24 protein-coding genes are annotated in these 24,916 nt (G+C 43.5%); 12 read left to right on the top strand and 12 right to left on the bottom strand.

All coding sequences use genetic code 11. The features are described 5' to 3' along the window. Position 1 precedes the first annotated feature (1 nt). From ACK28X_RS11145 to ACK28X_RS11125, 5 genes are all read right to left on the bottom strand, one after another. A complete protein-coding gene (locus ACK28X_RS11145) occupies positions 2-556 on the bottom strand; it encodes an MFS transporter (protein ID WP_412059133.1) in 555 nt (184 codons plus the stop codon). Between the two features lie 53 nt (positions 557-609). Continuing rightward, positions 610-1,203: an MFS transporter gene (locus tag ACK28X_RS11140; RefSeq protein WP_412059020.1), complete on the bottom strand. Its 594-nt coding sequence runs from the start codon at positions 1,201-1,203 to the stop codon at positions 610-612. Between the two features lie 283 nt (positions 1,204-1,486). Further along, the gene (locus ACK28X_RS11135) at positions 1,487-2,266 is read right to left on the bottom strand and encodes a sialidase family protein (protein WP_412059019.1); all 780 of its coding nucleotides are present in this window, start codon (positions 2,264-2,266) and stop codon (positions 1,487-1,489) included. Further along, positions 2,241-2,774, bottom strand: coding sequence for a sialidase family protein (locus ACK28X_RS11130; RefSeq protein ID WP_412059018.1), 534 nt, complete (start codon positions 2,772-2,774; stop codon positions 2,241-2,243). The genes ACK28X_RS11135 and ACK28X_RS11130 overlap by 26 nt, the downstream gene beginning before the upstream one ends. A 517-nt stretch (positions 2,775-3,291) precedes the next feature. Next, on the bottom strand, positions 3,292-3,576 hold the full coding sequence (locus ACK28X_RS11125; protein WP_412059017.1) for a helix-turn-helix domain-containing protein: 285 nt from the start codon (positions 3,574-3,576) through the stop codon (positions 3,292-3,294). Between the two features lie 425 nt (positions 3,577-4,001). Here ACK28X_RS11125 and ACK28X_RS11120 point away from each other — a divergent pair, with 425 nt between their 5' ends. Genes ACK28X_RS11120 through proB form a run of 4 tightly spaced genes read left to right on the top strand, consistent with a single transcriptional unit; the run spans position 4,002 to position 8,321 of the window. After that, positions 4,002-5,291, top strand: a complete 1,290-nt coding sequence (locus ACK28X_RS11120; protein WP_412059132.1) for a Ppx/GppA phosphatase family protein — start codon at positions 4,002-4,004, stop codon at positions 5,289-5,291. Between the two features lie 56 nt (positions 5,292-5,347). Next, a complete protein-coding gene (locus ACK28X_RS11115; RefSeq protein WP_412059131.1) occupies positions 5,348-6,076 on the top strand; it encodes an RlmE family RNA methyltransferase in 729 nt (242 codons plus the stop codon). A gap of 54 nt (positions 6,077-6,130) precedes the next feature. Then, complete coding sequence (gene obgE / locus ACK28X_RS11110; protein ID WP_412059016.1) at positions 6,131-7,219, top strand: GTPase ObgE; 1,089 nt, start codon at positions 6,131-6,133, stop codon at positions 7,217-7,219. Then, positions 7,200-8,321 (top strand): glutamate 5-kinase, encoded by a 1,122-nt coding sequence (gene proB, locus ACK28X_RS11105; protein WP_412059015.1) that lies wholly within the window; start codon positions 7,200-7,202, stop codon positions 8,319-8,321. The genes obgE and proB overlap by 20 nt, the downstream gene beginning before the upstream one ends. A 47-nt stretch (positions 8,322-8,368) precedes the next feature. On the opposite strand, the gene mutT is transcribed toward proB, so the two are convergent. From mutT to ACK28X_RS11090, 3 genes are all read right to left on the bottom strand, one after another. Further along, positions 8,369-8,803: an 8-oxo-dGTP diphosphatase MutT gene (mutT, locus tag ACK28X_RS11100; RefSeq protein ID WP_412059014.1), complete on the bottom strand. Its 435-nt coding sequence runs from the start codon at positions 8,801-8,803 to the stop codon at positions 8,369-8,371. A 56-nt stretch (positions 8,804-8,859) separates the two neighbouring features. Then, positions 8,860-10,086: a bifunctional glutamate N-acetyltransferase/amino-acid acetyltransferase ArgJ gene (gene argJ / locus ACK28X_RS11095; protein ID WP_412059013.1), complete on the bottom strand. Its 1,227-nt coding sequence runs from the start codon at positions 10,084-10,086 to the stop codon at positions 8,860-8,862. Positions 10,087-10,211: 125 nt separating this feature from the next. Beyond that, the gene (locus ACK28X_RS11090; protein WP_412059012.1) at positions 10,212-11,165 is read right to left on the bottom strand and encodes a peptidylprolyl isomerase; all 954 of its coding nucleotides are present in this window, start codon (positions 11,163-11,165) and stop codon (positions 10,212-10,214) included. 361 nt (positions 11,166-11,526) lie between these two features. Here ACK28X_RS11090 and secA point away from each other — a divergent pair, with 361 nt between their 5' ends. From secA to prmC, 4 genes are all read left to right on the top strand, one after another. After that, complete coding sequence (gene secA / locus ACK28X_RS11085) at positions 11,527-14,217, top strand: preprotein translocase subunit SecA (protein ID WP_412059011.1); 2,691 nt, start codon at positions 11,527-11,529, stop codon at positions 14,215-14,217. A gap of 112 nt (positions 14,218-14,329) precedes the next feature. Beyond that, positions 14,330-14,743, top strand: a complete 414-nt coding sequence (locus ACK28X_RS11080; protein WP_412059010.1) for a Fur family transcriptional regulator — start codon at positions 14,330-14,332, stop codon at positions 14,741-14,743. A gap of 93 nt (positions 14,744-14,836) precedes the next feature. Then, on the top strand, positions 14,837-15,916 hold the full coding sequence (prfA, locus tag ACK28X_RS11075; protein WP_412059009.1) for a peptide chain release factor 1: 1,080 nt from the start codon (positions 14,837-14,839) through the stop codon (positions 15,914-15,916). After that, the gene (gene prmC, locus ACK28X_RS11070; RefSeq protein ID WP_412059008.1) at positions 15,913-16,785 is read left to right on the top strand and encodes a peptide chain release factor N(5)-glutamine methyltransferase; all 873 of its coding nucleotides are present in this window, start codon (positions 15,913-15,915) and stop codon (positions 16,783-16,785) included. The genes prfA and prmC overlap by 4 nt, the downstream gene beginning before the upstream one ends. Before the next feature lie 16 nt (positions 16,786-16,801). Here prmC and nrdF read toward each other — a convergent pair whose 3' ends face one another. The 4 genes from nrdF to nrdH are packed head-to-tail and all read right to left on the bottom strand — an operon-like array spanning position 16,802 to position 20,551. Then, on the bottom strand, positions 16,802-17,767 hold the full coding sequence (gene nrdF, locus ACK28X_RS11065; protein WP_412059007.1) for a class 1b ribonucleoside-diphosphate reductase subunit beta: 966 nt from the start codon (positions 17,765-17,767) through the stop codon (positions 16,802-16,804). A 30-nt stretch (positions 17,768-17,797) separates the two neighbouring features. Beyond that, positions 17,798-19,927, bottom strand: coding sequence for a class 1b ribonucleoside-diphosphate reductase subunit alpha (gene nrdE, locus ACK28X_RS11060; protein WP_412059006.1), 2,130 nt, complete (start codon positions 19,925-19,927; stop codon positions 17,798-17,800). Further along, positions 19,908-20,327 (bottom strand): class Ib ribonucleoside-diphosphate reductase assembly flavoprotein NrdI, encoded by a 420-nt coding sequence (nrdI, locus tag ACK28X_RS11055; RefSeq protein WP_412059005.1) that lies wholly within the window; start codon positions 20,325-20,327, stop codon positions 19,908-19,910. The genes nrdE and nrdI overlap by 20 nt, the downstream gene beginning before the upstream one ends. Next, a complete protein-coding gene (nrdH, locus tag ACK28X_RS11050) occupies positions 20,327-20,551 on the bottom strand; it encodes a glutaredoxin-like protein NrdH (protein WP_412059130.1) in 225 nt (74 codons plus the stop codon). Before nrdH ends, nrdI begins: the two co-directional genes overlap by 1 nt. Positions 20,552-21,440: 889 nt before the next feature. Here nrdH and ACK28X_RS11045 point away from each other — a divergent pair. From ACK28X_RS11045 to ACK28X_RS11030, 4 genes are read left to right on the top strand one after another with little or no spacing between them, the layout of a single operon-like run. Next, a complete protein-coding gene (locus ACK28X_RS11045; RefSeq protein WP_412059004.1) occupies positions 21,441-22,181 on the top strand; it encodes a metal ABC transporter ATP-binding protein in 741 nt (246 codons plus the stop codon). A 2-nt stretch (positions 22,182-22,183) separates the two neighbouring features. After that, positions 22,184-23,047, top strand: coding sequence for a metal ABC transporter permease (locus ACK28X_RS11040; protein ID WP_412059003.1), 864 nt, complete (start codon positions 22,184-22,186; stop codon positions 23,045-23,047). A gap of 33 nt (positions 23,048-23,080) precedes the next feature. Beyond that, on the top strand, positions 23,081-24,028 hold the full coding sequence (locus ACK28X_RS11035) for a metal ABC transporter solute-binding protein, Zn/Mn family (RefSeq protein WP_412059002.1): 948 nt from the start codon (positions 23,081-23,083) through the stop codon (positions 24,026-24,028). Positions 24,029-24,042: 14 nt separating this feature from the next. Beyond that, a complete protein-coding gene (locus ACK28X_RS11030; RefSeq protein WP_412059001.1) occupies positions 24,043-24,792 on the top strand; it encodes a DUF1007 family protein in 750 nt (249 codons plus the stop codon). Positions 24,793-24,916 lie beyond the last annotated feature (124 nt).

The following is a 24,916-nucleotide window of genomic DNA, read 5'->3' as shown; positions in this document are numbered from 1 at the left end:
TTTAAGCATTTTTTTTATTTATAGCGCGCATTGATTTAGATTTTATTTGCAAGAAAAGCGCTGTCAAAGCTAGTATGGAAATACCCGCACTGATCCAAGGCAATATAGAAAGGCCGCCATAGCGAGCGCTAGCCCCTCCAAGAACGGAGCCAGCAGCAACCCCTGTATTAAATGCAGCTATATTCATTCCTGATGCGATATCGATAGCGTCAGGCACGTAGCGCTGAGCCAACATTAGCATCCTTGATTGGAGCGGAGGGATAGCTCCGTATGTTGCAAAGCCCAAAATGCCTATGACAAGGCCCATAGCTACTGGACTTGATAAGAAAAACGCGCTCAATAGCAGGGTGAGACTAACCCCCGACACCATTAATACAGATATTTGATCCATCCCGCGCTGGTCAATAAGCCGACCTGCGGCTATGTTTCCAACGGCCGCACCTACACCATAGCAAAGCAATAAACCACTTGCCATAGCAACTGATAGGTTCGTAATGTTGATTAATATAGGGGATATAAACGTATAAAGAGCAAAGGATCCGGCAAAGGATAACATGGGAACTATAGCCCCTACTAGCAACCACGGATTAAACAATATAAAAAGTTTATTTAATCGGCGGCTACCATCGTCAATTTTTGGTTTATCATTAGACGGCATCCTGAAGACGGCATCCTGAAGTAAATGCCCAAGGTGCCGAGGATACTACAAAAAGCGATCACCAGAAAAACCAATTGCCAGCGTAGAATGGTACCAATCCAGGTTCCTAAAGGGACACCCAAAGACATTGCGATAGTGATTCCACCAAAGACTAAAGCCATGGCAGAACCCGCTTTAGATGGGTGAACTAAACGCGTAGCGACACTAGCGGCCACAGCTAAAAATACGCCATGCGCCAAACCAGAAATGAGTCGAGCTACGAGAAGCAATCCTAAACTCCCTGAAAAAGCTGCAAGGAGACTACTTAAAGTAAACATAAGCATCGCTGTTAAAATAAGTCTCCTCCGTGTCCATCGCCAAGCTAAAGCAGTTAGAATAGGCGCGCCTATCACGGCTCCAAGATCATAAGTAGTCACAGCAAAACCTATATTTGCTACATCTGTATGAAGGTCTGTGGCCATAACTGAAGTTAAACCTATGGTAATGAATTCTGTAAATCCAATAGCAAAGGCGCATAGAGAAAAAATATAAATAATAAATGGCATACAGTTCTCCAACTTTTCTCAAAAAACACTTGCTGATCAATCGCTTTATGACTAGATTTTCCTAGATTGCTTCCATATTTAGACAAAGCCGCTCATAAAATTAAGCAGATTATTCTTAAAATCATATCTTTATAGGACAAAATATATGTTTGTCTCTAAAAGGATTAGATTCAATCCGAAGTCAAAATTTTTCCTGTGAACATATAAGGCATAAAATTTCTTCTTTCTTGATAAGAAATGCATAGAAAATCGCGCAAAATGTAACAGCCTTTACCAAAGAGCCTTAAACAAAGTCTTTTATCTCTGGTAAATAACGCGTCACATCCTCAAAGGTGATGCTCCCATCAGTCTCATAAACTGCATAAAGATGCTCTTTACCCTCAATCTTACGATACGATAAACATGAATATCCCGCACCCAAAGGATTGCCCGCCTTAGGGTAGAGATCAGCAATCTGCTTTACCGTCCCAGCATAAAGATTATGAGCATAAAGGGTAATATCGCTACGGGTGGAGTCATTATTTTTATTTTGTGGTGATATATGAGCAACCGTAAATTTATCCCCCACAGGAATACGAATGGTTGATCCCTGCACCCCCGAAGCCCGATTGTTAACTTTAGAATCCATAGGCAGAAAAAGGCTCCACGTCTTGCCAAAATCAGTGGTTTGATAAGATCTTCGCCAGCCCACGTTACGAATGTTATTAATCAAACGCCCCTCAAAAGAAATAATATTATTTTCCATGCCATGTCCAGGACAGTAACCGCTTGGTAAATTCCAAATCTCGCCATCCTTAGACCAAATAAAAGATACGCTAGCTTTCTCTGCTTCCCCTTCTTTGCGGATCAATTGCACTGGGAAAATTAAGTGCCCATCCTCGTCTTGAATGCCACTTCCTACACCGCCGAGCAAAGCAGAAATCGTACCGTTAGCAGCCACAATCTCACGTATATTATGGGGTACAGGGTTAAAGGTTACCCCATCATCAACGGATTTATATAAAACCGGCGCCCAATCAGGCTCAGGAGCGTTTTTATTATATAAAGCCCCAGTTTTTTTCACTATTGTTCCACTTTCCTACCAATAAGAATATCGTTTCGACCCCTGTAACATCTGCCACCAAACAAGTAGTATCCATAACACGCGCATATTTTCTATTTTTACGATCATTATGGATCGCTATTTTTTTCTGCCATGTTTTGCCTTGATCAGTGCTTCGCGCAACCGCGGTATCAATAAAAGATTGATCAAAAGCAGAATGGTGCCGTGCATCAGAAAAAACTAAAATTGTCCCCTTTGAGGTAATGCAAATAGATGGGATACGAAAATATTTTGTCGTGCCGCCAAACCCATTCCCCATAAGAACGCTACCATCTGGTTCTTGAAATTGATCAACATTAGCTTCAAACACAAAGCCTTTGTTTCCCGACGATTGTGCCGGAGACAAAAACAGGGTACCATCCCCCTGCGCATAAGCCAATTGATCGCCCGCTTGGTAAATCAAGGGCGTGCTTGCCGTTAAGCTAATAAACTTCAATAAGTCTCTACGCGTAAAACGCTTCCCATGCATAATCCCCTCCTATATTTGCATTAAAGCATTATATCAATTCAAAAAATATTGATTATAATACATTGCATATCTAAAAAATAGAATGCAAATGGAAAATTATAAAGAGAAATTTTCTAAAAATTAAAAAAATATTAGATAAAATCTATACAAATAATCCAAATGAATCAGATCTTCATCAAAAGACAAGCCCGTTATTTATTTCAGATTAAGAATTATTTGCTTAATAAACCGCCATTTCCAACACACCCTATACGGGGCATAAGCCAATCAATTATCATAAAACGATATTCGCGCTCCACAGATGCTCAAGACATGCGTCCTTCACGCCTCGTCATAAAATTTTGACTCCCTGATCGGGTGCAAAGCTTATAGAGGTACGCCTCTTCTAGAACAGCTTAGAAAAGTGAAAGCTTAAAATTACAGAGAGATACATTGACTACATGAAACTATGTGCTAGGGCTCGTTGAATTTTCAATAGCAAATATATTTAAATGCACTTAATAAATAAAATTAATAATTAATTATCTTGCGCATCAAAAGGTAAAAATAATTTCCATATAGGAACACTTAATCCTTTAGATAAAATAACCATTGTATCAAGGCTACTATTAGTCTTACCTTTTTCTATATTACTCAAAAACGCTTGCGTCACCCCTGTTATTCTTTCAACATCTTTTTGTGTAAGGCCAGTTTTTTTGCGCGCGCGGCGCAAGTTTCTACCAAAAATATGGCGCTCTTCCTGAATGTATGAGGCGACCCCATTTCGCTTTATAGCATTGGCTGTAAACGTAGATTTATCCATCTTAATCCCCCAGTCACTCTAATAGTCTAAAAATATACCAAAATATCTAAAAGGTAAATAGGGTCACTATAAATTGAACGGCATATTTTAAAAAAATCATAAATAACTAATTAATAAATATATTATTAATTTAAATTATTTAAATTATCTATTTTATAACATAAAAAAATTTTAATCTAGCGTTGTCTTTATTATGGACAATATAAATATAAAAATACATAATTTAATAAAAAAATATATTTAAAATTTATAAAATAATTAAATTATACTCATTATCCAAAGAGGCTCACCCTCACCTCTAACAGAAAAAACAGGCTCAATTAATGCAACAAATTGGCACTTGGTAATTTTGCCTAAGGCTGATACATTCAGAGCAATGGATAAAGCGCGCGAATAAATAGCTTATGCGCTTGAAGGATAGAATGATGACTCCGTTAAATAAAGGCTTCTCAAAGCCAAGACGGGGAGGAAATGGCAATTGTGGCGAACATAGTGTGCAAAATGTAAAACAAAGGACATCAAACACACAGGCGCAACCGCCACACTTTGTCCAGCCTCCAAATAAGCAAACCAGCCCTACTTGGCAGGCGGATTTTAACACGCCTCCATGTGAAGCAACAAACCAAATAGAAAAAGCATGTGCAAATCCTGACCGGACTCTGCGCGCAAAGCCACGAAAAGCAAAAACAAAACCACTTTACGCAGCGCTAGACCTAGGAACTAATAATTGTCGCCTTTTGATTGCCACACCTACTAGGCCTGGGCACTTCCGAGTTATTGATGGGTTTTCACGTATTGTACGATTAGGTGAAGGACTAACCCATAGTGGGCTCCTACAACAAAATGCTATGAACCGCACCATTGATGCCTTAAAGATCTGTAGCGATAAGCTACATCAAAAGCCCATTCGAAGGCTACGGCTCGTAGCTACCGAAGCCTGTCGTAGCGCAGAAAACGGCCTACAATTCATACAACGTGTTCGTCGCGAAACAGGCCTCACCCTTGAAATTGTTGACCGCAAAACAGAAGCGCAACTAGCGGTTTCTGGTTGTGGAAGCTTAATCGAACATAATGCTAATGCAATTGTGGTTTTCGACATTGGTGGTGGTTCTTCTGAAATCGCCCTCATTGATATCTCAAAAAAGCGATCGCCGCGCTTGGCAGAGCATATCACTGCCTGGACCTCCCTACCAGTAGGCGTTGTCACTTTAACAGAACGGTTTGAAAGTACGCCTATTGACCTTGAGGGTTTTGAAAAAATGAAGGCTCATGTACGGGGACTCCTCGCTAGTTTTAACGATCGCTATAAATTAGGAACTTTAGCCAACGAGCCTCATTTTTATCTTTTAGGTACATCAGGCACCATCACTACCTTAGCTGGCCTTCATCTTGAACTAACCCGCTATGATCGCCGTAAGGTTGATGGAATATGGATGAGTAGTGAAGAAGTGAGTGAAACGACCAACCGCCTCCTGTCATGGGATTTAAACCAGCGCATCGCTAACCCTTGCATTGGTCGAGACCGCGCCGACCTTGTCCTTGCAGGCTGTGCTATTCTGGAAGCGATACGCGAAGTTTGGCCCAGCGAATGGCTACGGGTGGCTGATCGTGGCTTACGCGAAGGTATATTACTTGACCTTATGTCAAGAGATGGCGCTTGGCGGCACCGGCGTAACATAAGTCATAAATACATCCATTCGCCCCCCACCCATTAGAAAAAAGCGCTATCAACTATGCTTTAGGATCTAAAACCATGAAAAAAACCAATAAAATGTTAGTGCGCGCTTCCGTAAAGAAGGCCCTGAGTATAAATGCAGGCGGGCGCGGTGGGGCGGGCACCCATGTACTTCATACACGTGTTAAGAAAAAAGCAGGCACAATCAAAGCCTCATCACGTCGCTGGCTGGAACGTCACCTAAACGACCCTTATGTACATCAATCAAAAATTGATGGGTATCGCTCACGCGCTGCTTATAAATTGCTCGAGATCAATGAACGCTACCATTTGTTGAAAAAAGGGCAAAAAATCATCGATCTAGGCGCAGCACCTGGCGGTTGGTGCCAAGTAGCGGCGCAAATCTCTGGATCAGATGACGAACGCCCCACCGTTGTAGGGATTGACTATCTTCCCACCGACTCTTTAGCAGGCGTTATTATGCTAGAGATGGATTTTCTTGATCCAGCCGCGCCTGAACAGCTGATAAACGCTTTAGGAACTCGGCCAGATATCGTACTTTCTGATATGGCAGCTCCTACCACAGGTCACCGCCAAACCGACCATTTGCGCACCATTTATCTATGCGAAGTAGCCACTGACTTTGCTATTTCTGTTTTAAAACCTGGGGGCCATTTCTTAACCAAAACTTTCCAAGGCGGTGCTGAAAACAGCGTACTGACACGTTTGAAGCAAAATTTCAAAAGCGTACACCATGTCAAGCCCCCTGCGAGCCGCGCGGAATCTGTAGAGCTTTATCTGCTAGCCCGTCATTTTAAGGGATAAAGAGCTAAACCCTACCTACTTCATCATACCTTACAGAAAGATAGTGAGCCCTTTATGAAATTTCTTGACCAAGCAAAAATCTATATACGTTCAGGCGATGGCGGCGCGGGTGCAGTATCATTTCGCCGCGAAAAATTTCTAGAATTTGGTGGCCCCGATGGTGGCGATGGCGGTCGTGGTGGAGATGTATGGATAGAAGTTGTTAATGGACTTAATACACTTATTGATTATCGCTATAAACAACATTTTCATGCTAAAACAGGTATGCACGGTATGGGACGCAATCGTACTGGCGGCAAGGGTACTGATGCTACCCTTTTGGTACCAGTCGGCACACAAGTCTACGAAGAAGATAACCAAACCTTAATCTGCGACCTTACAAAAGTAGGGCAAAGATTTCGCTTGGCTAAAGGAGGGAATGGTGGCTTTGGTAATTTACACTTTACCACCTCTACCAACCGCGCCCCACGCCGCGCCAACCCCGGTCTTGAAGGTGAAAGCAGAGCTATTTGGCTTCGCCTTAAATTAATTGCTGATGCTGGCCTCGTGGGCTTACCTAATGCCGGTAAATCTACATTTCTTGCTGCCGTAACTGCCGCGAAACCAAAAATTGCCCACTATCCATTCACCACGCTCCACCCTAATTTGGGGGTAGCGCATATTGATGGCAAAGAATTTGTTCTGGCTGACATTCCTGGCCTTATTGAAGGCGCTCATAAAGGGGTAGGTATTGGTGATCGCTTTTTAGGGCATGTTGAACGTTGCCAAGTTTTACTCCATTTGATTTCTGCTCAAGAAGTAGACGTCGCGGCGGCTTATCGCATTATCCGCACAGAGCTTAGCGCCTATGGACATGGGCTTTGCGAAAAGCCAGAAATCATTGCGCTTAGCCAAATCGATACACTGGATGAAAAAAGCCGCCAAGAGAAAAAACGCGCCCTCGAACAGGCCACCGGCCGCCCTGTCCTTCTTTTATCCGCAATAAGCCATGAAGGGCTCAAAGTAGCGCTACGCGCCCTTTTCAAAGTAGTGGAAGAAGCGCGCCAAAAAGAAAACCAAGCCACTACAGCAGAAGTACAGCTGACCGCCTCAAACACCTCATCACAAAAAGAACAAGCATATCATGAACCAAACTCAGCATGATCTATATGCCTATCGGCGAATTGTTATAAAAATCGGCTCAGCCCTTTTGGTGCATCCTCAAAACGGCTTAAAGCAAACTTGGCTAAAAAGCTTAATAGAAGATATTGCCGCCCTTCTTCATAAGGGAGTCGAGATTTTGCTCGTCTCCTCTGGAGCCATTGCTCTGGGGCGCACCATCCAAGGATTACCCAAAGGGCCTTTAAAGCTTGAACAAAGCCAAGCTTGTGCGGCCTTAGGACAAATTGCTCTTGCTAAAGCCTATAATGATGCGCTTTTGCCATTGAGTCGCCCTGTGGGCCAAATTTTACTCACCCTTGCCGATACAGAAGAGCGCCGCCGCTATCTTAACGCCCGCGCTACTATAAATACCCTGATCAACTTTGGAGCCATTCCTGTGATCAATGAAAATGACACAGTAGCTACCAGCGAAATACGCTATGGCGATAATGACCGGTTAGCAGCACGAGTAGCTACTATGGTGGAAGCTGACCTCCTCATTTTACTTTCTGACATTGATGGCCTCTATAGCGCTGCACCCCACCTTGATAAAAATGCCCGCTTTATCCCCTATATTGAATCCATTACTGCCGATATTGAACAAATGGCGGGAGGGAGCGCTTCTGAGTTCGCGCGCGGGGGTATGAAAACCAAATTAGATGCAGGCAAAATCGTCACTGCAGCCGGAGTTGCAATGATTATCACTTCCGGACAAAGAGAGCACCCATTACGCGCCCTGATGCAAGGGGAAAGGGCAAGTTTTTTTGCCCCCGCTCGCCAAGCAGGCAGCGCTTGGAAAACGTGGATTTCTGGAAATCTCGCCCCAGCTGGACGCCTTGTTATCGACTCCGGTGCGCTGAAGGCTCTACGGCTAGGAAAATCGCTTTTAGCGGTAGGCGTAGTGGCTGTGGAAGGCCAATTCAAACGCGGAGATACGGTGGCCATTATCGCCCCTAATGGACAAGAAATCGGCCGCGGGCTTAGCAATTATCACCATGAAGATGCCAAAAAAATTATAGGCTGTAAAAGTGCTGAGATCGCACCCATCTTAGGCTATCCACCGCGCGCTGCTATGATACACCGCAACGATATGGCTCTGATCTAACTTTTTATCCTCAGGATAAAGCAAATCGCAACGCTTTCGTTAAATATCTATCCCTCATCCCTTTTGTGGCGCATGCAAAACGCCTGTAACAAAGGTAGCAAAGGTAGGTCGGCAGGCGGCATAGGATAAGTTTCAAGGGCATCCCATGCCACCCATTGAATGGCCTGCCCCTCAAGACCATGCAAAGCGCCTTCATAGCGGTGACATACATAAAGCGGCATAAGAAGGTGAAAATTACTATAAGCGTGGCTTGTAAAACTAAGTGGAATAAGATCGGAAGCTGCAACCTCAATCCCTAATTCTTCTACTAATTCACGAACAAGCGCCATTTCAGGTGTCTCTCCCGCTTCTACTTTACCGCCTGGAAACTCCCATAAACCAGCCAGACTTTTTCCCTCCGGCCTCTGGTTTAAAAGCACCCGTCCTTGTGTATCTAACAAGGCACAGGCCACAACCAATAATAAAGGTTTCTCCGCCACCATTCTACTACTCACCGCAAGCCAAAAGGCTTATTCCCCGTTCCTATACATGCCACTGACTAACTTCGATAATCACCGTTAATCGCTACATAATCCTTAGTTAAGTCACACGACCACATTTTTGCTCGCCCCAAACCCAAGCCCATATCGACACGAATCATAATATGATCCTGCTTCATATAGGATGAAACCAAATCTTCATGATAGGCTGGATCGCGTAGCCCTTGAAATGCCAAACGATACGGGCCAAACCAAATGGAAAGCCGGTCACGATCAGCCGCGACGCCAGCTTTGCCTACTGCCATAACCACTCGCCCCCAATTAGCATCTTCACCGGCAATTGCAGTTTTAACAAGCGGCGAATTAGCAATAGAACGGGCAACAATTTTCGCATCTTCATCGTTTTTAGCGCCTTCCACTGCGATCTCAATCAAATGACGCGCGCCCTCGCCATCACACACAACTTGTAGCGCTAAATCATGTAGTAAAGCACGTAACTCTTCACAAAAAGACTGATAAAGTGGATCGTCAGCTGCCTTAATAGGCGCGCCAGCTCCCGTTGCAAAAAGCAGAATCGTATCCGAGGTTGACGTATCACTATCCACAGTAATCGCATTAAAGGTAGAGCCTACAGCTATCCCTAGCGCATCTTGCAAAAGCGCGGGAGTCATCGCCACATCGGTAAAAACAAAAGCCAATGTAGTCGCCATATCAGGAGCAATCATCCCTGCCCCCTTGGCAAGGCCTTGAATGGTATAAGAGACGCCATTGGTTTCCCAAACACGCCGCGCCAATTTAGGAAACGTATCAGTGGTCATCATAGCCTGCGCCATATCCAACCAATACCCCACCTGCGCATTGGCCGACATTTCTGGTAAAAGCCCCGCAATAGGCGCTGGGTCTAAGGGCTCACCAATCACCCCTGTAGAGGCCAAAAAAATCTCTTGCTCTTGGCACGCTAGCGAATCCTTTATAGCCCCTACTAAAGCGGCCGAAGTTTCTTGGCCTGCTTTTCCAGTAAAAGCATTGGCATTTCCCGAATTCACCAATAGGGCTCGGGCCTTGCCATAAGGCAAAGCCGTACGGCACCAATCTACAGGCGCCGATGGACAACGTGAACGGGTAAAAACACCCGCAACCGTAGCGGGCGTATCAAACAGCACAAGCGCCACGTCAAGGCGGTTAGGATATTTTATACAAGCTCTACCAGTAGAAATCCGCACGCCCTGCATAGGTTCTAACTGAGGCGTTATTTTTGGCGCCAAAGGCGATACGGCCTTATTCATGATAAAACCTTTCATTTTTCATTTCAAAACGGCCCCGCCTATTAAAACGCAAAACTATCTACAACGCCACGTTTATGAAATAGGCAGGGCCAACACCCTATATAACAAGCAAACCAATAAAGACTTTAGTCCTGATCTTCATCTTGAAGATGTTCTCCTGGAAGGCTATCATCTTGGGCATCTTGGGCATCAAGAAGCGCTCCCACCTTAGGATCAGGATACGTGATACTTAATTTGGCCCGCAAATCCTTACTGACCTCGCCATAGCGCTCCCGGGCAATCATATTCCGCAACACTTCTTTCACATCAGCAAAAGCAGGCAAAGGCTTTTGGCGTCGATCTTCCACCTTAATCACATGCCAACCAAAAGGACTTTCTACGGGTATCTTTGTATAACCGCCTTTTTTGAGAGCAAAAGCAGCATCTTCAAAAGGCTTGACCATTTGCCCACGGCTAAAATAACCAAGGTCGCCCCCCACAGCAGCAGAACCATCGGTAGAGCTTTTTTTAGCGATGTCTTCAAAATTTTCGCCTTTATCAAGGCGCTTAATAATATCTTCCGCTTCTTTTTTGGTCTTCACCAAAATATGACGTGCATGAACTTCTTCTTCTTTTGGTAAAGCTGCCATTTCTTTATCGTAACGGGCTTTGATATCGGCGTCGCTAATTTTGTCTACAATCATATTTTGAAAATAAATTTGCTGCAAAACATTGTTACGCATGAGCGCCATACGCTTTTCATAAGCAGGCGTTTTATCAAGTCCATCTTGTAAAGCGGCATGTGCTAAAGCCTGCATATCAAGATAAATCTTTAGAACCGTAAGACGGCGTTGCTCAACAGGCAAACGCGCAAGATTTGGATCCATGTCTTGAGCAATTTCATCCAACTGACCAGCTGTTAAAGCTTTGCCATCTACCACGGCCATCACTGCATCGGAATCAGCAGGTTTTGATGCGGCAGTTTGAAGCGCATTAAAATCAGGGGCCGCAGGTTTAGATATTTCTTGACTTGCTATTCCAGCGCTAGCTATCAAGCATAAAGCCGGCACAAAAAGCAACATCTTTAATCTCAATTTCATTATAAAGACTCCTTGAGTTTGATCACTTAACCATATGGTCGCACATTAATAAGGTAAAGATTATACTGCTCTATATCACGTTTCTATGAAAAGACTGTAGAGCTTTTTAAAGTATCTCCTTCCTATCTAGTAAGGCTTCCTTTCCTCATTTAGCTTTGCGCCCCCTTCTTAGGATATTGAAACTATAAAGGGAAACACTTATCTCATTAGGGATTTAAGAAAAGATAATGGCTTTGTCACGGTAAATAAGCAAGGCAATGCATAATTATGCCTGACTGGTTGCATAGACAAAGCATAAAATGCTAAAGCCTAGGGATAATAGCGAAATACCCGATGGTCAAAAATCAAAGAAAGGCCCGAAATGGTCAGCTTAGGCGGTCTTGCGCGTAAATTATTCGGTTCATCCCACGAGCGGCGGGTGAAGTCATTACACCCAAAACTTCTGCAAACAAATGCTTTGGAAGAAGCATTTTCTCAACTGAGTGATGCAGAATTGCAACAAAAAACCACTGCCTTTCGCACCCGCCTCACTCAAGGAGAAAGCTTAGATTCGTTATTACCGGAAGCCTTTGCTACAGTCAGAGAAGCTACCAAGCGAATCTATGACATGCGCCTTTTTGATGTCCAATTGATTGGCGGTATGGTTCTGCATGAGCGCGCTATTGCAGAAATGCGCACCGGTGAGGGAAAAACTTTAACAGCCACTCTACCAGTTTATCTTAACGCACTAGAGGGTAAAGGAGTTCATGTAGTTACGGTCAATGATTACTTAGCTAGTCGCGATGCTGAAACCATGGGTCGGATCTATAGTTTTCTTGGGCTTAGCACCGGCGTCATTGTACATGATATGGATAATGACGCACGCCGTGCAGCCTATGCCTGTGATATTACTTATGCCACAAATAATGAGCTTGGCTTTGATTATCTACGCGACAATATGACCTTTGACCGCCAACAAATGGTACAGCGTGGGCACCATTATGCTATCGTCGATGAAGTAGATTCTATCTTGATCGACGAAGCGCGCACTCCGCTGATTATTTCTGGCCCGCTTGAAGATAGAAGTGATTTTTACACACTTATTGATAATTTTATCCCGCTTTTGACACCTGAAGATTACGAAATTGATGAAAAGCAAAAGACTACCACCTTTACCGAAGAGGGCACAGAAAAAATTGAAAAACTTTTAAACGATGCTGGCCACCTAAAAGGAGAGGGGCTTTATGATATTGAAAACGTAGCTATCGTCCATCATGTTAATAACGCCCTTAAAGCCCACAAGCTTTTTGCACGCGATAAAGACTATATCGTACGTAAAGATGAAATCGTCATCATTGATGAATTCACTGGACGGATGATGCCTGGGCGGCGCTACTCGGAAGGGCTACACCAAGCCCTAGAAGCCAAAGAACATGTTACTATTCAGCCCGAAAACCAAACTTTGGCATCTATCACTTTCCAAAACTATTTTCGCATGTATAAAAAATTAGCAGGGATGACAGGCACCGCCTCCACCGAAGCTGAAGAATTTGCCAATATTTATAATTTAGATGTAATTGAAATACCAACAAATCTTCCCGTTCAGCGTCGCGATGAAGACGATGAAATTTACCGAACCGCTGAGGAAAAATACCGGGCAATTGTCCAAGATATTCGCGCAGCCCAAGAAAAGGGCCAGCCAGTTTTGGTAGGTACAACATCTATTGAAAAATCTGAGCAATTAGCTGATCTTTTACGCCGTGAAGGCATTAAAAACTTTCAGGTTCTCAACGCTCGCTATCACGAACAAGAGGCTTATATTATCGCCCAAGCCGGTGTACCAGGCGCTTTAACAATTGCTACAAATATGGCTGGCCGCGGCACTGATATTCAATTAGGCGGCAATGTAGAAATGCGCATCCGCCAAGAGTTACACGATGTACCTGAAGGATTAGAGCGTGAGCAAAAAATTGCGGCGATCAAAGCTGACGTCGCGCGACTTAAAGAGCAAGCCCTTGCAGCAGGCGGCCTTTATGTCTTAGCCACCGAGCGTCACGAGAGCCGGCGGATAGATAATCAACTACGTGGCCGCTCTGGGCGGCAAGGCGACCCTGGGCGCTCTAAATTCTATCTATCGCTCCAAGATGATCTTATGCGCATTTTTGGCTCTGAACGCATGGATATGATGCTACAAAAATTAGGCTTAAAAGAAAACGAAGCAATCATCCACCCTTGGATCAATAAGGCGCTTGAAAAAGCCCAAAAAAAGGTAGAGGCGCGCAATTTTGAAATCCGCAAAAATCTCTTAAAATATGATGATGTTATGAACAACCAGCGAAAAGTTATCTTCGAGCAGAGGATGGAAGTCATTGATGCTGAAGACCTGCGCGAAATAACTGATGAAATGTTGCTTGAAACCGTGGAGGATCTTGTAGCATACCATATACCCGCCCATAGTTATAAGGAAAAATGGAACACAGCTGGTTTACAGGAAGAAGTGCAATCGCTTTTTAACCTTGATACACCCGTGGATGAATGGTCTCAAGAAGAAGAGGTTGATGAAAAAGAGATCCTTGCCCGCCTCATCACAGCGCTCAAAAATCTAGCTGAAGAAAGGGAAACACGCTATGGATCAGAGATTATGGCTTATTTCCGAAAGGCTATGCTACTTGAAACAATAGACCAACTCTGGCGCGACCACCTCGTCAATCTTGATCATCTACGCTCAGTGGTAGGCTTTCGTGGCTACGGACAACGCGACCCACTCAACGAATATAAAACTGAATCGTTTGAGCTTTTTCAGGCCATGTTGCACAATCTACGCCGTGCGGTTATTTCAAAACTCATGCGGTTTGAGCTTTTACAACAACCTTCCACGCCCTCTCCCCCTAAAATGCATGCCGAGCACCCCAACCCAGAGCCTATTATGGGACGGCAAAGCAATGATACACAACCTAATGCACCCGCGACCCCTCCTTTCGATAACTGGGGCAAAGTAGGGCGCAACACTCCTTGCCCTTGTGGGTCTGGCAAAAAATTCAAACATTGCCACGGTGCGTTCACCCGCCCGTAAAAAAGAAAGAGACGAATCGCTCCACCGCTATTCAAGCGCTTACTATACAAGGGCTCCCTTTTGTAAAGGCTTGGCTCTTGTCAGATGTTGGCTATTTACCGTATAATTACATATGATCGAAAAAACCAATTATGAAAAAATCCTGCGTGATAATGGTCTTAGAATCACCCGGCAACGCCGTTTGATTTTGGACATTTTGGCCAATGCCCATGAGCATCCTAACGCTTTTGAAATTTTTCAAAAAGCTAATGCCGTGGATAATACAATTTCGCTTTCCACTGTTTATCGTACAATGAAAGTTTTAGAAGAAAGCGGTACCATTCATCGCCATGCTTTTAACGGGGGGCCCTCACGCTTTGAGCAAGCAAGTCACCAACATCATGATCATTTAATTGATATTGATAGCGGCGAGATCATTGAATTCCGCTCCGATTTAATTGAAAAATTGCAGCAGGAAATCGCCCATTCCTTGGGATATGATATTGTCTATCACCGATTTGAACTTTACGGAAAAAAGCAGATCTAAAGCCGTAGTAAAAGCTTTAAATGCCTGTGCGCGTAAAATACCCCACCTGCCCTTAACACAAACGGCTATTCGGCCAAACATAGAGGCTTAATCATGGTTGCTTTACCTCATGCCCGTATGGAACAATTGGAAAAACGCTTTTTAATGATCGAAAGCCAAATGGCCACCAATCCTGACGCCGATACTTACGTAAAACTGGCTTCAGAATATGCAGATCTACAGCCCATTGTAGGGCCCATTCGCCGCCTTAACGCTCTCCATAAAGAATTGATTGAACTCGAATCCATGCGGACTGATGCCGCGCTTGACCGCGAGATGCAGGCCCTTGCCGAAGCAGAAATCCCCCCGTTACGTGAAAAAATTACTACCCTAGAAGCAGAGGTTCAAATCTTACTTCTACCCAAAGATGCAGCCGATAATAAAAATGCCATTCTTGAAATTCGTGCTGGAACTGGCGGACTTGAAGCGGCCCTCTTTGCAGGCGATCTTTTTCGCATGTATGAACGCTATGCTAGTGCGCAGGGCTGGCGGCTTGAAGTAATGTCGATGAGCGAGGGTGATGCTGGCGGCTTTAAAGAAATTATCGCTACTATTAGTGGTAAAGGAGTTTTTGCTCATCTCAAATTTGAATCCGGCGTTCATCGCGTGCAAAGAGTACCAGAAACAGAAACCAGCGGCCGCATCCATACATCAGCCGCTACAGTAGCCGTCTTACCCGAAGCTGAAGAAATCGACATTGAAATCCGCAATGAAGACATTCGAATTGACACAATGCGCGCTTCAGGTGCAGGCGGGCAGCACGTAAACACAACCGATTCTGCTGTTCGTATTACCCATATCCCTACTGGCATTATGGTGGTGCAAGCAGAAAAATCTCAACACCAAAACCGCGCCCGTGCCATGCAAATTCTAAGAGCGCGCCTCTTTGATATAGAGCGCCAAAAAGCTAATGAGGCCCGCTCTGCCTCCCGCAAAAATCAAGTGGGGTCCGGAGATCGCTCCGAACGAATCCGCACCTATAATTTCCCGCAGGGGCGAGTAACTGATCACAGAATCAACCTCACTCTCTATAAGCTCGACCGCGTGATTGAAGGTGAATTAAATGAGCTTATCTCGGCTCTTATCGCTGACCAACAATCAGCTTTACTGGCCGAAATGGGAGAAAATGCATGAATTCCCTCTCAACGGAGCCAGGCGCCCTTTCCCTAAGAGCTGCCCACCACTACGCCCGTCGTTTCCTTGAAGAAGCAGGCATGAAAGAGGCGGTTATTGAGGCCAAAATCTTAGTTGAATGGGTCAGCCAAAAACGCCCGATTGATGTCCTTTTGCGCCCTGATGTGCTCCTCCCAAAAGAAGCGCAGCGCAAGCTTGAAAACGCCCTCATGCTTCGCCGTCAAGGCGTGCCTATCTATCGCCTTATCGGAGCGCGCGAATTTTATGGTCATAGGCTCGCTCTCAATAAAGACACATTAGACCCTCGCCCTGATACCGAAATTTTAGTCGATTTAGCGCAAGAGCGATTTTTTCTGCAAAACGAGGCTCCTCTTACTCTACTTGACATAGGGACGGGTAGCGGCGCCATTGCTATCTCGCTTTTAAGCCTTTTTAAAAACGCTCAAGCCCTAGCCGTGGATATTAGCGAAAATGCCCTGCGCCTTGCGTATCAAAATGCTGTAGCCGCTGGCGTAGAGCGCCGTTTTATCCCCCGGTTGAGCGATTGTTTTGAACGTGTCAAAGGGTCATTTGATCTCATCATTTCTAATCCACCCTATATACCACATGATCAAATCCCACACCTGATGCCCGAAGTGCGTGATTATGACCCAATACGCGCTTTAGATGGTGGTAAGGATGGGCTTCATTTTTACCGCATTTTGGCCAAACAAAGCCGCCCCTATCTCAAAGTTCAAGGTCTGATTGCTATAGAAATCGGCCAAGGGCAAGAAGACGATGTGCGAGCTATTTTCGCTCAACAAGGGTTTAGATGCCTTGAGGTTCGTCCGGATCTCAATCGTATACCGCGTGCAATCCTCTTTCAATAAGCTTATCATAAAAGGACTAAAATTCCCAGTCCTCGTCTTGGGTAGCAACCGCTTTTCCAATCACATAAGAAGAGCCAGATCCTGAAAAGAAATCGTGGTTTTCATCAGAGTTAGGAGAAAGAGATGCTAAAATCGCCGGATTAACCCGGCACACTTCTGGTGGGAAAAGAGCTTCAAAACCCAAATTCATCAAGGCCTTATTGGCATTATAATGAAGAAAACTTTTCACATCTTCTGTCAGCCCTACTCCATCATAAAGTTCTTCACTATATTTGCTTTCCACTTCATAAAGATCATACATCATCTGAAAAGTAAAATCTTTAATTGCTGCCTTTTCACTATCATTCATTTTATTATAAGCAACTTGAAATTTATAGCCAATATAATAGCCGTGCACAGCTTCATCGCGAATAATCAGACGAATAAGATCGGCCGTATTGGTTAATTTAGCACGACTTGACCAATACATAGGTAGATAAAAGCCCGAATAGAATAAAAAACTTTCTAAAAAGACTGAAGCAACCTTTTTCTTATAAGGATCATCAGCCTTATAACGCTCTAAAATCAATGACGCCTTCTTTTGCAAATGAGAGTTTTCTTCCGACCAGCGGAATGCATCATCCACATCGGGTGTCAAACAAAGAGTAGAAAAAATTGAAGAATAAGAACGAGCGTGTACCGCCTCCATAAAGGCCATATTGGTTAATACAGCCTCTTCGTGGTCAGTAATCGCATCAGCCATCATAGAAATCGCTCCAACGGTATTTTGTACCGTATCAAGCAAAGTTAGTCCCGTAAAAACCCGAATCGTCAGCTGTTGTTCTTCTTGAGTTAAGCTTGCCCAAGAGGGAATATCATTAGAAAGGGGCACCTTTTCCGGCAACCAAAAATTCCCGGTCAGACGATTCCATACCTCTAGATCTTTTTCATCCTCAATCCGATTCCAATTTACAGCGCGGATAATATTATTTTTTTCTACCATAGACCCTTAACTCTACTTTTGTGATCAATCTTACAAACTACACGAAACACAACCTTCAATTTCGGTACCATTCAAAGCCATTTGGCGCAATCGGATATAATAGATGGTTTTAATACCCTTTTTCCATGCATAAATCTGGGTTCGGTTAATATCACGCGTGGTCGCATCATCACGGAAAAACAAGGTAAGCGATAGACCCTGATCCACATGTTGCGTCGCTGCAGCATAGGTGTCAATAATTTTTTCTGGACCTATTTCATAGGCATCCTGATAAAATTCTAAATTCTCATTGTTCATATAAGGCGCTGGATAATAAACACGCCCGATTTTTCCCTCCTTACGGATTTCAATTTTTGCCGCAATTGGATGGATAGAGGAGGTAGCATGGTTAATATAGGAAATTGACCCCGTAGGCGGTATAGCCTGTAAATTTCGATTATACAGCCCGTGCTCCATTACTCTATCGCGCAAAGTTTCCCAATCTTCACGGCTAGGAAGGGTAATATGACTACGCGCAAAAAGATCGGCTACTTGTTCAAACTGTGGAGCCCACTCCTCACTTATATATTTTTCAAAAAAGCGCCCGTCCGCATAGGCTGATTGTTCAAAACCCTCAAAGGATTGGCCCCTCTCTTGGGCCAAAAGATTGGACGCATGCAGGGCGTGATACGCCACAAGATAAAAATACATATTGGTGAAATCAATCGCTTCAGGTGAGCCATAATAGATTTTTTCACGCGCTAAAAAACCATGCAAATTCATCTGGCCAAGCCCAATAGCATGGCTTTGGGCATTCCCCTTAGCAATGGAAGGTACACAACCAATATTGCTAAGATCGGAAACAGATGTAAGCGCGCGAACAGCAATTTCTACTGTTTTCCCAAAATCTTCACCCTCCATGACTTTAGCAATATTCAAAGAACCTAGGTTACAAGAAATATCAAGCCCAATATGGTCGTAGCTAAAATCCTCATGATAAGTACTCGGAGCATTTACTTGCAAAATTTCTGAACATAAATTGCTCATATTGATGCGCCCTGCGATTGGGTTTTCACGATTGGCTGTATCTTCAAAAAGAATATAGGGGTAGCCAGATTCAAATTGAATTTCAGCTAAGGTTTGGAAAAATTTTCGAGCACTGATTTTGCTTTTTTTAATGCGAGGATCATTAACAAAATCACGATAAGACTCGCTCAGCACAATGTCGCTAAATGGCTTCCCCACCACTCGTTCTACATCATAGGGCGAGAAAAGATACATATCTTCATTATTACGAGCCAGCTCAAAAGTAATATCAGGAATCACTACCCCGAGGGAAAGGGTTTTTATACGAATTTTTTCATCCGCATTTTCACGCTTTGTATCCAAAAATTGCATAATATCTGGATGATGCGCATGGAGGTAAACTGCCCCTGCCCCTTGGCGAGCACCCAATTGATTAGCATAAGAAAATGCATCCTCCAAAAGTTTCATCACAGGCAAAACACCCGAAGATTGATTCTCAATCTTTTTGATAGGCGCGCCTGCTTCACGCAGATTGCTCAAACACAAAGCGACACCACCGCCCCGCTTTGAAAGCTGTAGCGCTGAGTTAATAGCACGACCAATCGACTCCATATTATCTTCAACCCGCAATAAAAAACACGAGACTAATTCACCACGCTGTTTTTTGCCTGCGTTCAAAAAGGTAGGGGTAGCCGGCTGAAAACGCCCCGTCATAATTTCATCTACCAAGCTTTCTGCAAGCACAGTATCACCTTGTGCTAAGTATAAAGCTAATACGCATACCCGATCTTCATAACGTTCTAAATAGCGCTTACCATCAAAAGTTTTTAACGTGTAACTCGTATAATATTTAAAAGCACCTAAAAATGTAGGAAAGCGGAATTTATAATGATAAGCGCGCTTAAATAGAGCCTTCACAAAAGCAAAATCATAAAGGGTGAAGACCTCTTCTTCATAATAACCTTCTTCAATCAAGTAATCGATCTTTTCCTTCAAATCATGAAAAAAAACCGTATTTTGATTAACATGCTGCAAAAAATATTGCCTAGCCGCAAGCCTGTCCTTATCAAATTGGATATTTCCCTGCTCATCATAAAGATTAAGCATGGCGTTAAGGGCGTGATAGTCATAAATTTTATCCGTTGACTGAGGCATGATCGTCTTGCTGTTTCCAAAAATGTTGTAATATGTGCGTCACATGCGCAATGTCTTCATGGGTTCCACGCATTTCAAAACGATATAAGCATGGAACACCACATTTTTGCGCAATGACACGGCTCGCTAAATTATAAGTCCAACCAAAATCTCGATTTCCTGCACCAATAACCCCGCGGATCCACTCCCGATTTTGCGTATGATTCAAAAACGCCACCACCGCTTTGGGTACAGCACCCTTTCCTTCTCTATCGGCATAGGTTGGCAAAACCAAAACATAAGGACATTTCACCGGTTGAATGAGATTATGCTTATCAATCCGCAATAAAGCGTAATTAAGCTGTGAAACAAAATGATGCGTATTACCCGTAGCGCTGGAATAATAAACAAGCAATCCCATTAATGGCCCATAGCGTTAATTTTATCAGGCCGAAAGCCTGCCCAATGATGTTCGCCCCAGACAACAACGGGAACTTGGCGATAACCCAGCGACTGCACATAGTCATAAGCCTCGCTGTCGTTTGAAATATCCACAATCCGATAATCAATATTACGCGCTTCCATAGCACGATAAGTGGCTGTGCATTGCACGCAGGCGGGTTTGCTATAAATTGTTACGCTCATCATCATCCTCATTCCAATATGCCGACACAATCGGCTCCATCATTAATCAAATCTGCGTCATACGGCGCGACTCTCAAAGGGTCTCTCCGACACCCTTTTCACCAAAGTAAGCATAATCCAACAGCTATACCTCTTAAAAGCAAGGTTCCGGCAATCCATTTTTAAGGAAAGCAACCCCTATGCAATAAGATATATATCATGTTAAATATAAATCCATAGAAACTAAGATAAATTTATCTAAAATTCCAAGATACAATTCCAATGAACGCGGAATTATTCTAAATAATGCCGAAAAATAAATAAAAAGATCATATAAATCCCCGCTTTTCCCAATATTCTTCTATATCTTCAGATTTTTAACTTTTCTTATACTCAAGACCGCTCACCCATGAATCCAAATCTACTACACATAACACGCTCTCCTTAGATCGAAAGGTAGCGGCTTTGCCCCCCCCCTGAAAGCCCCACCTTTATGCCCCAATCTCCAGCATAGAGTGAATTGACGGCCTATCCTAAGCATGATTCATGCGTAAAAGACCCGACAACACCTTATAAATAGTGCTATAAAAAAGGTGAGCTACTACATATAGGTTTATAAAGCTATTTCTAAATGGAATCAAGACGCATCAACGAACAACAAAAGCTAACTTTCTTCACATTTTTTAGCGTAAAGCCTAGATTCAAGAGCAATTGCCTTCACATTTTTTTGAACCAAATCTATGGGTTTTCCCCAATTTTCTGACACCACCTTTATCGACTCTAATTCCTTTAGGACACACCACCCAATCACCCTCAGATAGCTTGACATATGTAATAATATAACATATCCATGATCAACAGCATAAAATGCCGTTAGAGATCAAGATAGAAACGTAGATGGAATGGGCATATGTGTTTACAATTGCACGATATACAGCTTGGCTACGGCAAACATACGACGCTTAAATATTTCTTACTTGTGATTCCCTCTGGCGCTATGGTAGCCGTAACTGGCGATAATGGAGCAGGAAAATCAACTCTACTGAAAGCAATTGCTGGCATTCTCAAACCAATTTCAGGACGGATTCTGACGCCTACCCAAAGCCGCACGGCCTATCTTGCGCAGCAATGCGATATCGATCGCAATTTTCCTGTAACCGTTCAAGCACTCGTCAAAATGGGTCTTTGGTCATCTTGCGGTCTATGGAAAAATCATCGTCAATACCAACAAAAAATCCAAGAAGCACTAGAAATCACCGGGCTAAAAGATTTAGCCTCTCGCCCCCTCAATACCTTATCAGGCGGCCAATTACAGCGAGCTCTTTTTGCACGTATCATCGTTCAAGATGCTGATATTATCCTTCTTGATGAACCCTTCAATGGCATTGACCTCACCACCCAAAAAGATCTCATATCCATGATAGAAACATGGCAGAGCCAAGGACGTAGCATCTTTATGGCTATTCACAACCCTCAAATTGTCCAAAAACATTTCCCTTATACCCTTCATATTGAGAAAGGAAAAGGCTATTTTGGCGCTACCAACGCGTTTATAAATGTTGAGAAAAAAAGCTTCAATGCCCAAGAGCTCTTTAAAAAGCGGCCTGTTACCCTCTACGCTCCTGTCAACGACTTGGAGAAAGCAGGTTAAGCATGATGGATGTCTTAATCGCGCCATTCCTTGAGTTCCAATTTATGCGCAACGCCCTTTTAGGTTCAATTCTCCTTGCCATTAGCGCTTGTCCCATCGGCGTTTTTTTAATGCTACGCGGTATGAGTTTAACAGGCGACGCCATGTCTCATGCCATCCTACCTGGCGTAGCAATTGCCTTCCTGTTCTGCGGCCTTTCGCTCCTGCCCATGACAATTGGTGGGGTAATAGCCGGCCTCATAGTTGCCTTTTCTTCTGCCTTTATCTCACGTAGTGCGCACCAAAAAGAAGATGCCTCTATGGCCGTTTTTTACCTCATTGCCTTGGCAAGCGGAGTCATGATTCTTTCGCTCAAAGGCTCTACCGTTGATCTGCTTCACGTTTTATTCGGCTCCGTTCTCGCTATCAATGAGGAGGCACTTTTATTGATCGCCACCATCACCCTTATCACCTTTTGCCTAACAATTATCTTTTGGCGTGCATTCGTACATGAAAGCTTAGATCCTTTATATTTTCGTTCAGTCTCACCGCTAGGTAAATACGTGCATGTACTTTTGTTAGGGCTTATGGTTTTCAACCTTGTGGGGGGGTTCCAATCGCTTGGCACCTTACTTGCTGTTGGAATTATGATGATTCCTGCAATCACTGCTCGCTTTTGGTGCCAAAGTTTGGGTCCGATTTGCATACTCGCCATTGCCATTGGTATTATTGCCAGCTTTAGCGGCCTTATCTTATCATTCTATTTCGCTCTACCTTCTGGACCGTCCATTATTATAGCCGCGGGGTTTATCTATCTCCTATCGGCTCTCATTGCTCCGCACGGCCTTTTGCTAGCTTGGTTCCCGCCCCGCTCTCCAACTTCATAAACCTAAAATTGCAATAAACTAAAGGTAAATTATATGTTAAATTATTCGAAAAAGCTCATCGCGTTAAGCGCCTTTTTTCTTTTTCCTTTCTCTGCGCTTAGTGCGCAAACACAAGAGCCTATCAAATCGGTAGCAACATTTTCAATCTTAGCTGATATTGTTAAAAATGTAGGCGGGGATAAAGTTAATGTCATCTCACTAGTTGGCCCCAATATGGATGCCCACATATATGAACCAACCCCCGCCGATGCCCAAAACATTAAACAAGCACAAATTATCTTTACCAATGGGCTTGGCATGGAAGGCTTTATCAACCGGCTAATCAGCGCAAGCGGCACCAAAGCTCTCGTAGTCGTAGCAAGCAAAGGGGTTGAAGCCCTGCAACGTAGCCAGGGTCATGACCATAACAAAGAGCATAATAACGATAGTGAACATAAGCACCACCACGGCAAATACGACCCGCATACTTGGCAATCAATCAGTAATGTCAAAATTTATGTAAAAAACATAGCAGCAGGCCTTTGCCAAATTAATGCGAACGACTGCCCCACCTTTAAATCTAATGCCAAAGCCTACACCGAAAAACTTGACAATCTAAATGAAAAAATCAAATCAGAATTTGCAAGCATCCCTAAAAATAAACGCATCATCATCACGAATCACCATGCATTTAGTTATTTCGCTCATGAATATGGCTTCACTTTCTTATCACCTGAAGGCATATCTACTGAAACAGAAGCGAGTGCAGCCAGCGTTGCTAAAATCATCAAACAAATCAAAAAACAAAAAGCTGCCGCCCTCTTTGTTGAAAACATCAGCGACCCCCGCCTGATTGAGCAAATTTCCAAAGAAGCTGGCGTAAAAATTGGTAACACTCTTTATTCGGACGCATTGTCAGCACAAAATGGGCCTGCATCAACCTATCTTGATATGATGCAATATAATGCTAAACAGATTGTGAGTGCTATTGAAGGAAAATAAGCGGAAGGCATAATTTGTATACCACCGAACGCACAAAGATTCGACCCTCCCGCTGGAGCAAAGAAAAACAGCACTACCAGCCAATACGGTTCACACCTTATTGGTTGTTTTTTTTTCTATCCTGGGTGAGCCTACCCCCCACCTTCGTTGCTGCACATCCACATGTTTTCGTCAATGCTCAGGTTGCGATACGCCTCAATGAGCATAATGAGATCATCGAATTAGAGCAGAATTGGCTATTTGACCCCATTTTTTCAGCGGGGGTTACTCTTGATTTTGATAAAAATCACGACCGCATCCTAGATAAGGATGAACTCGCAACGGTAGCTGAAACTATCAAAACCTCTTTGAAAGAGTATCATTACTTTCAATCCCTAAAAGTCGATGGGGAGGATATAAAGATTGACCCACCCACCACCCTTACCGCAATAATGCAGAATAAACGCTTATCCATTCATTTTTCTATAGCCCCCAAAAAAACCATAAAAATCGACAAAAATCACCATTACCGCTTTTCTATCTACGACCCCACATTTTTCGTGGCTGTAGATTTTCCTAAGCCCCAAAATTTCATACTGATGCCGCTACCATCTTTTTGCGAAATGAAAATGATCAAACCCGATGAAAACGAAACACTCACCGATGACTTAGCTAATCTTACAGAAGATTTTTTTACCGATGGCGAACAAAGCTTAAAACTCGCTCAAAGCCTTGCAACTTATTTAGATGTTAGCTGTAAAAGCCAAACAAAAAGCAAAAAGTAAATACAAATTATGGCTTGTCTTAAAATCACCCCTATCCTTATCAATAAGTAAGACTGCAGACTTCCACAGCCGCTTTAATGCGTATAGGATAATCAATTCACAATTGAACGTACTTTAAAAAGCT

It is taken from the genome of Bartonella sp. DGB2 (genome assembly GCF_046843095.1).
Taxonomy (GTDB): domain Bacteria; phylum Pseudomonadota; class Alphaproteobacteria; order Rhizobiales; family Rhizobiaceae; genus Bartonella.
Note: the sequence above shows the minus strand (reverse complement) of the source record. Positions and strands in the feature narration are given on the sequence as shown.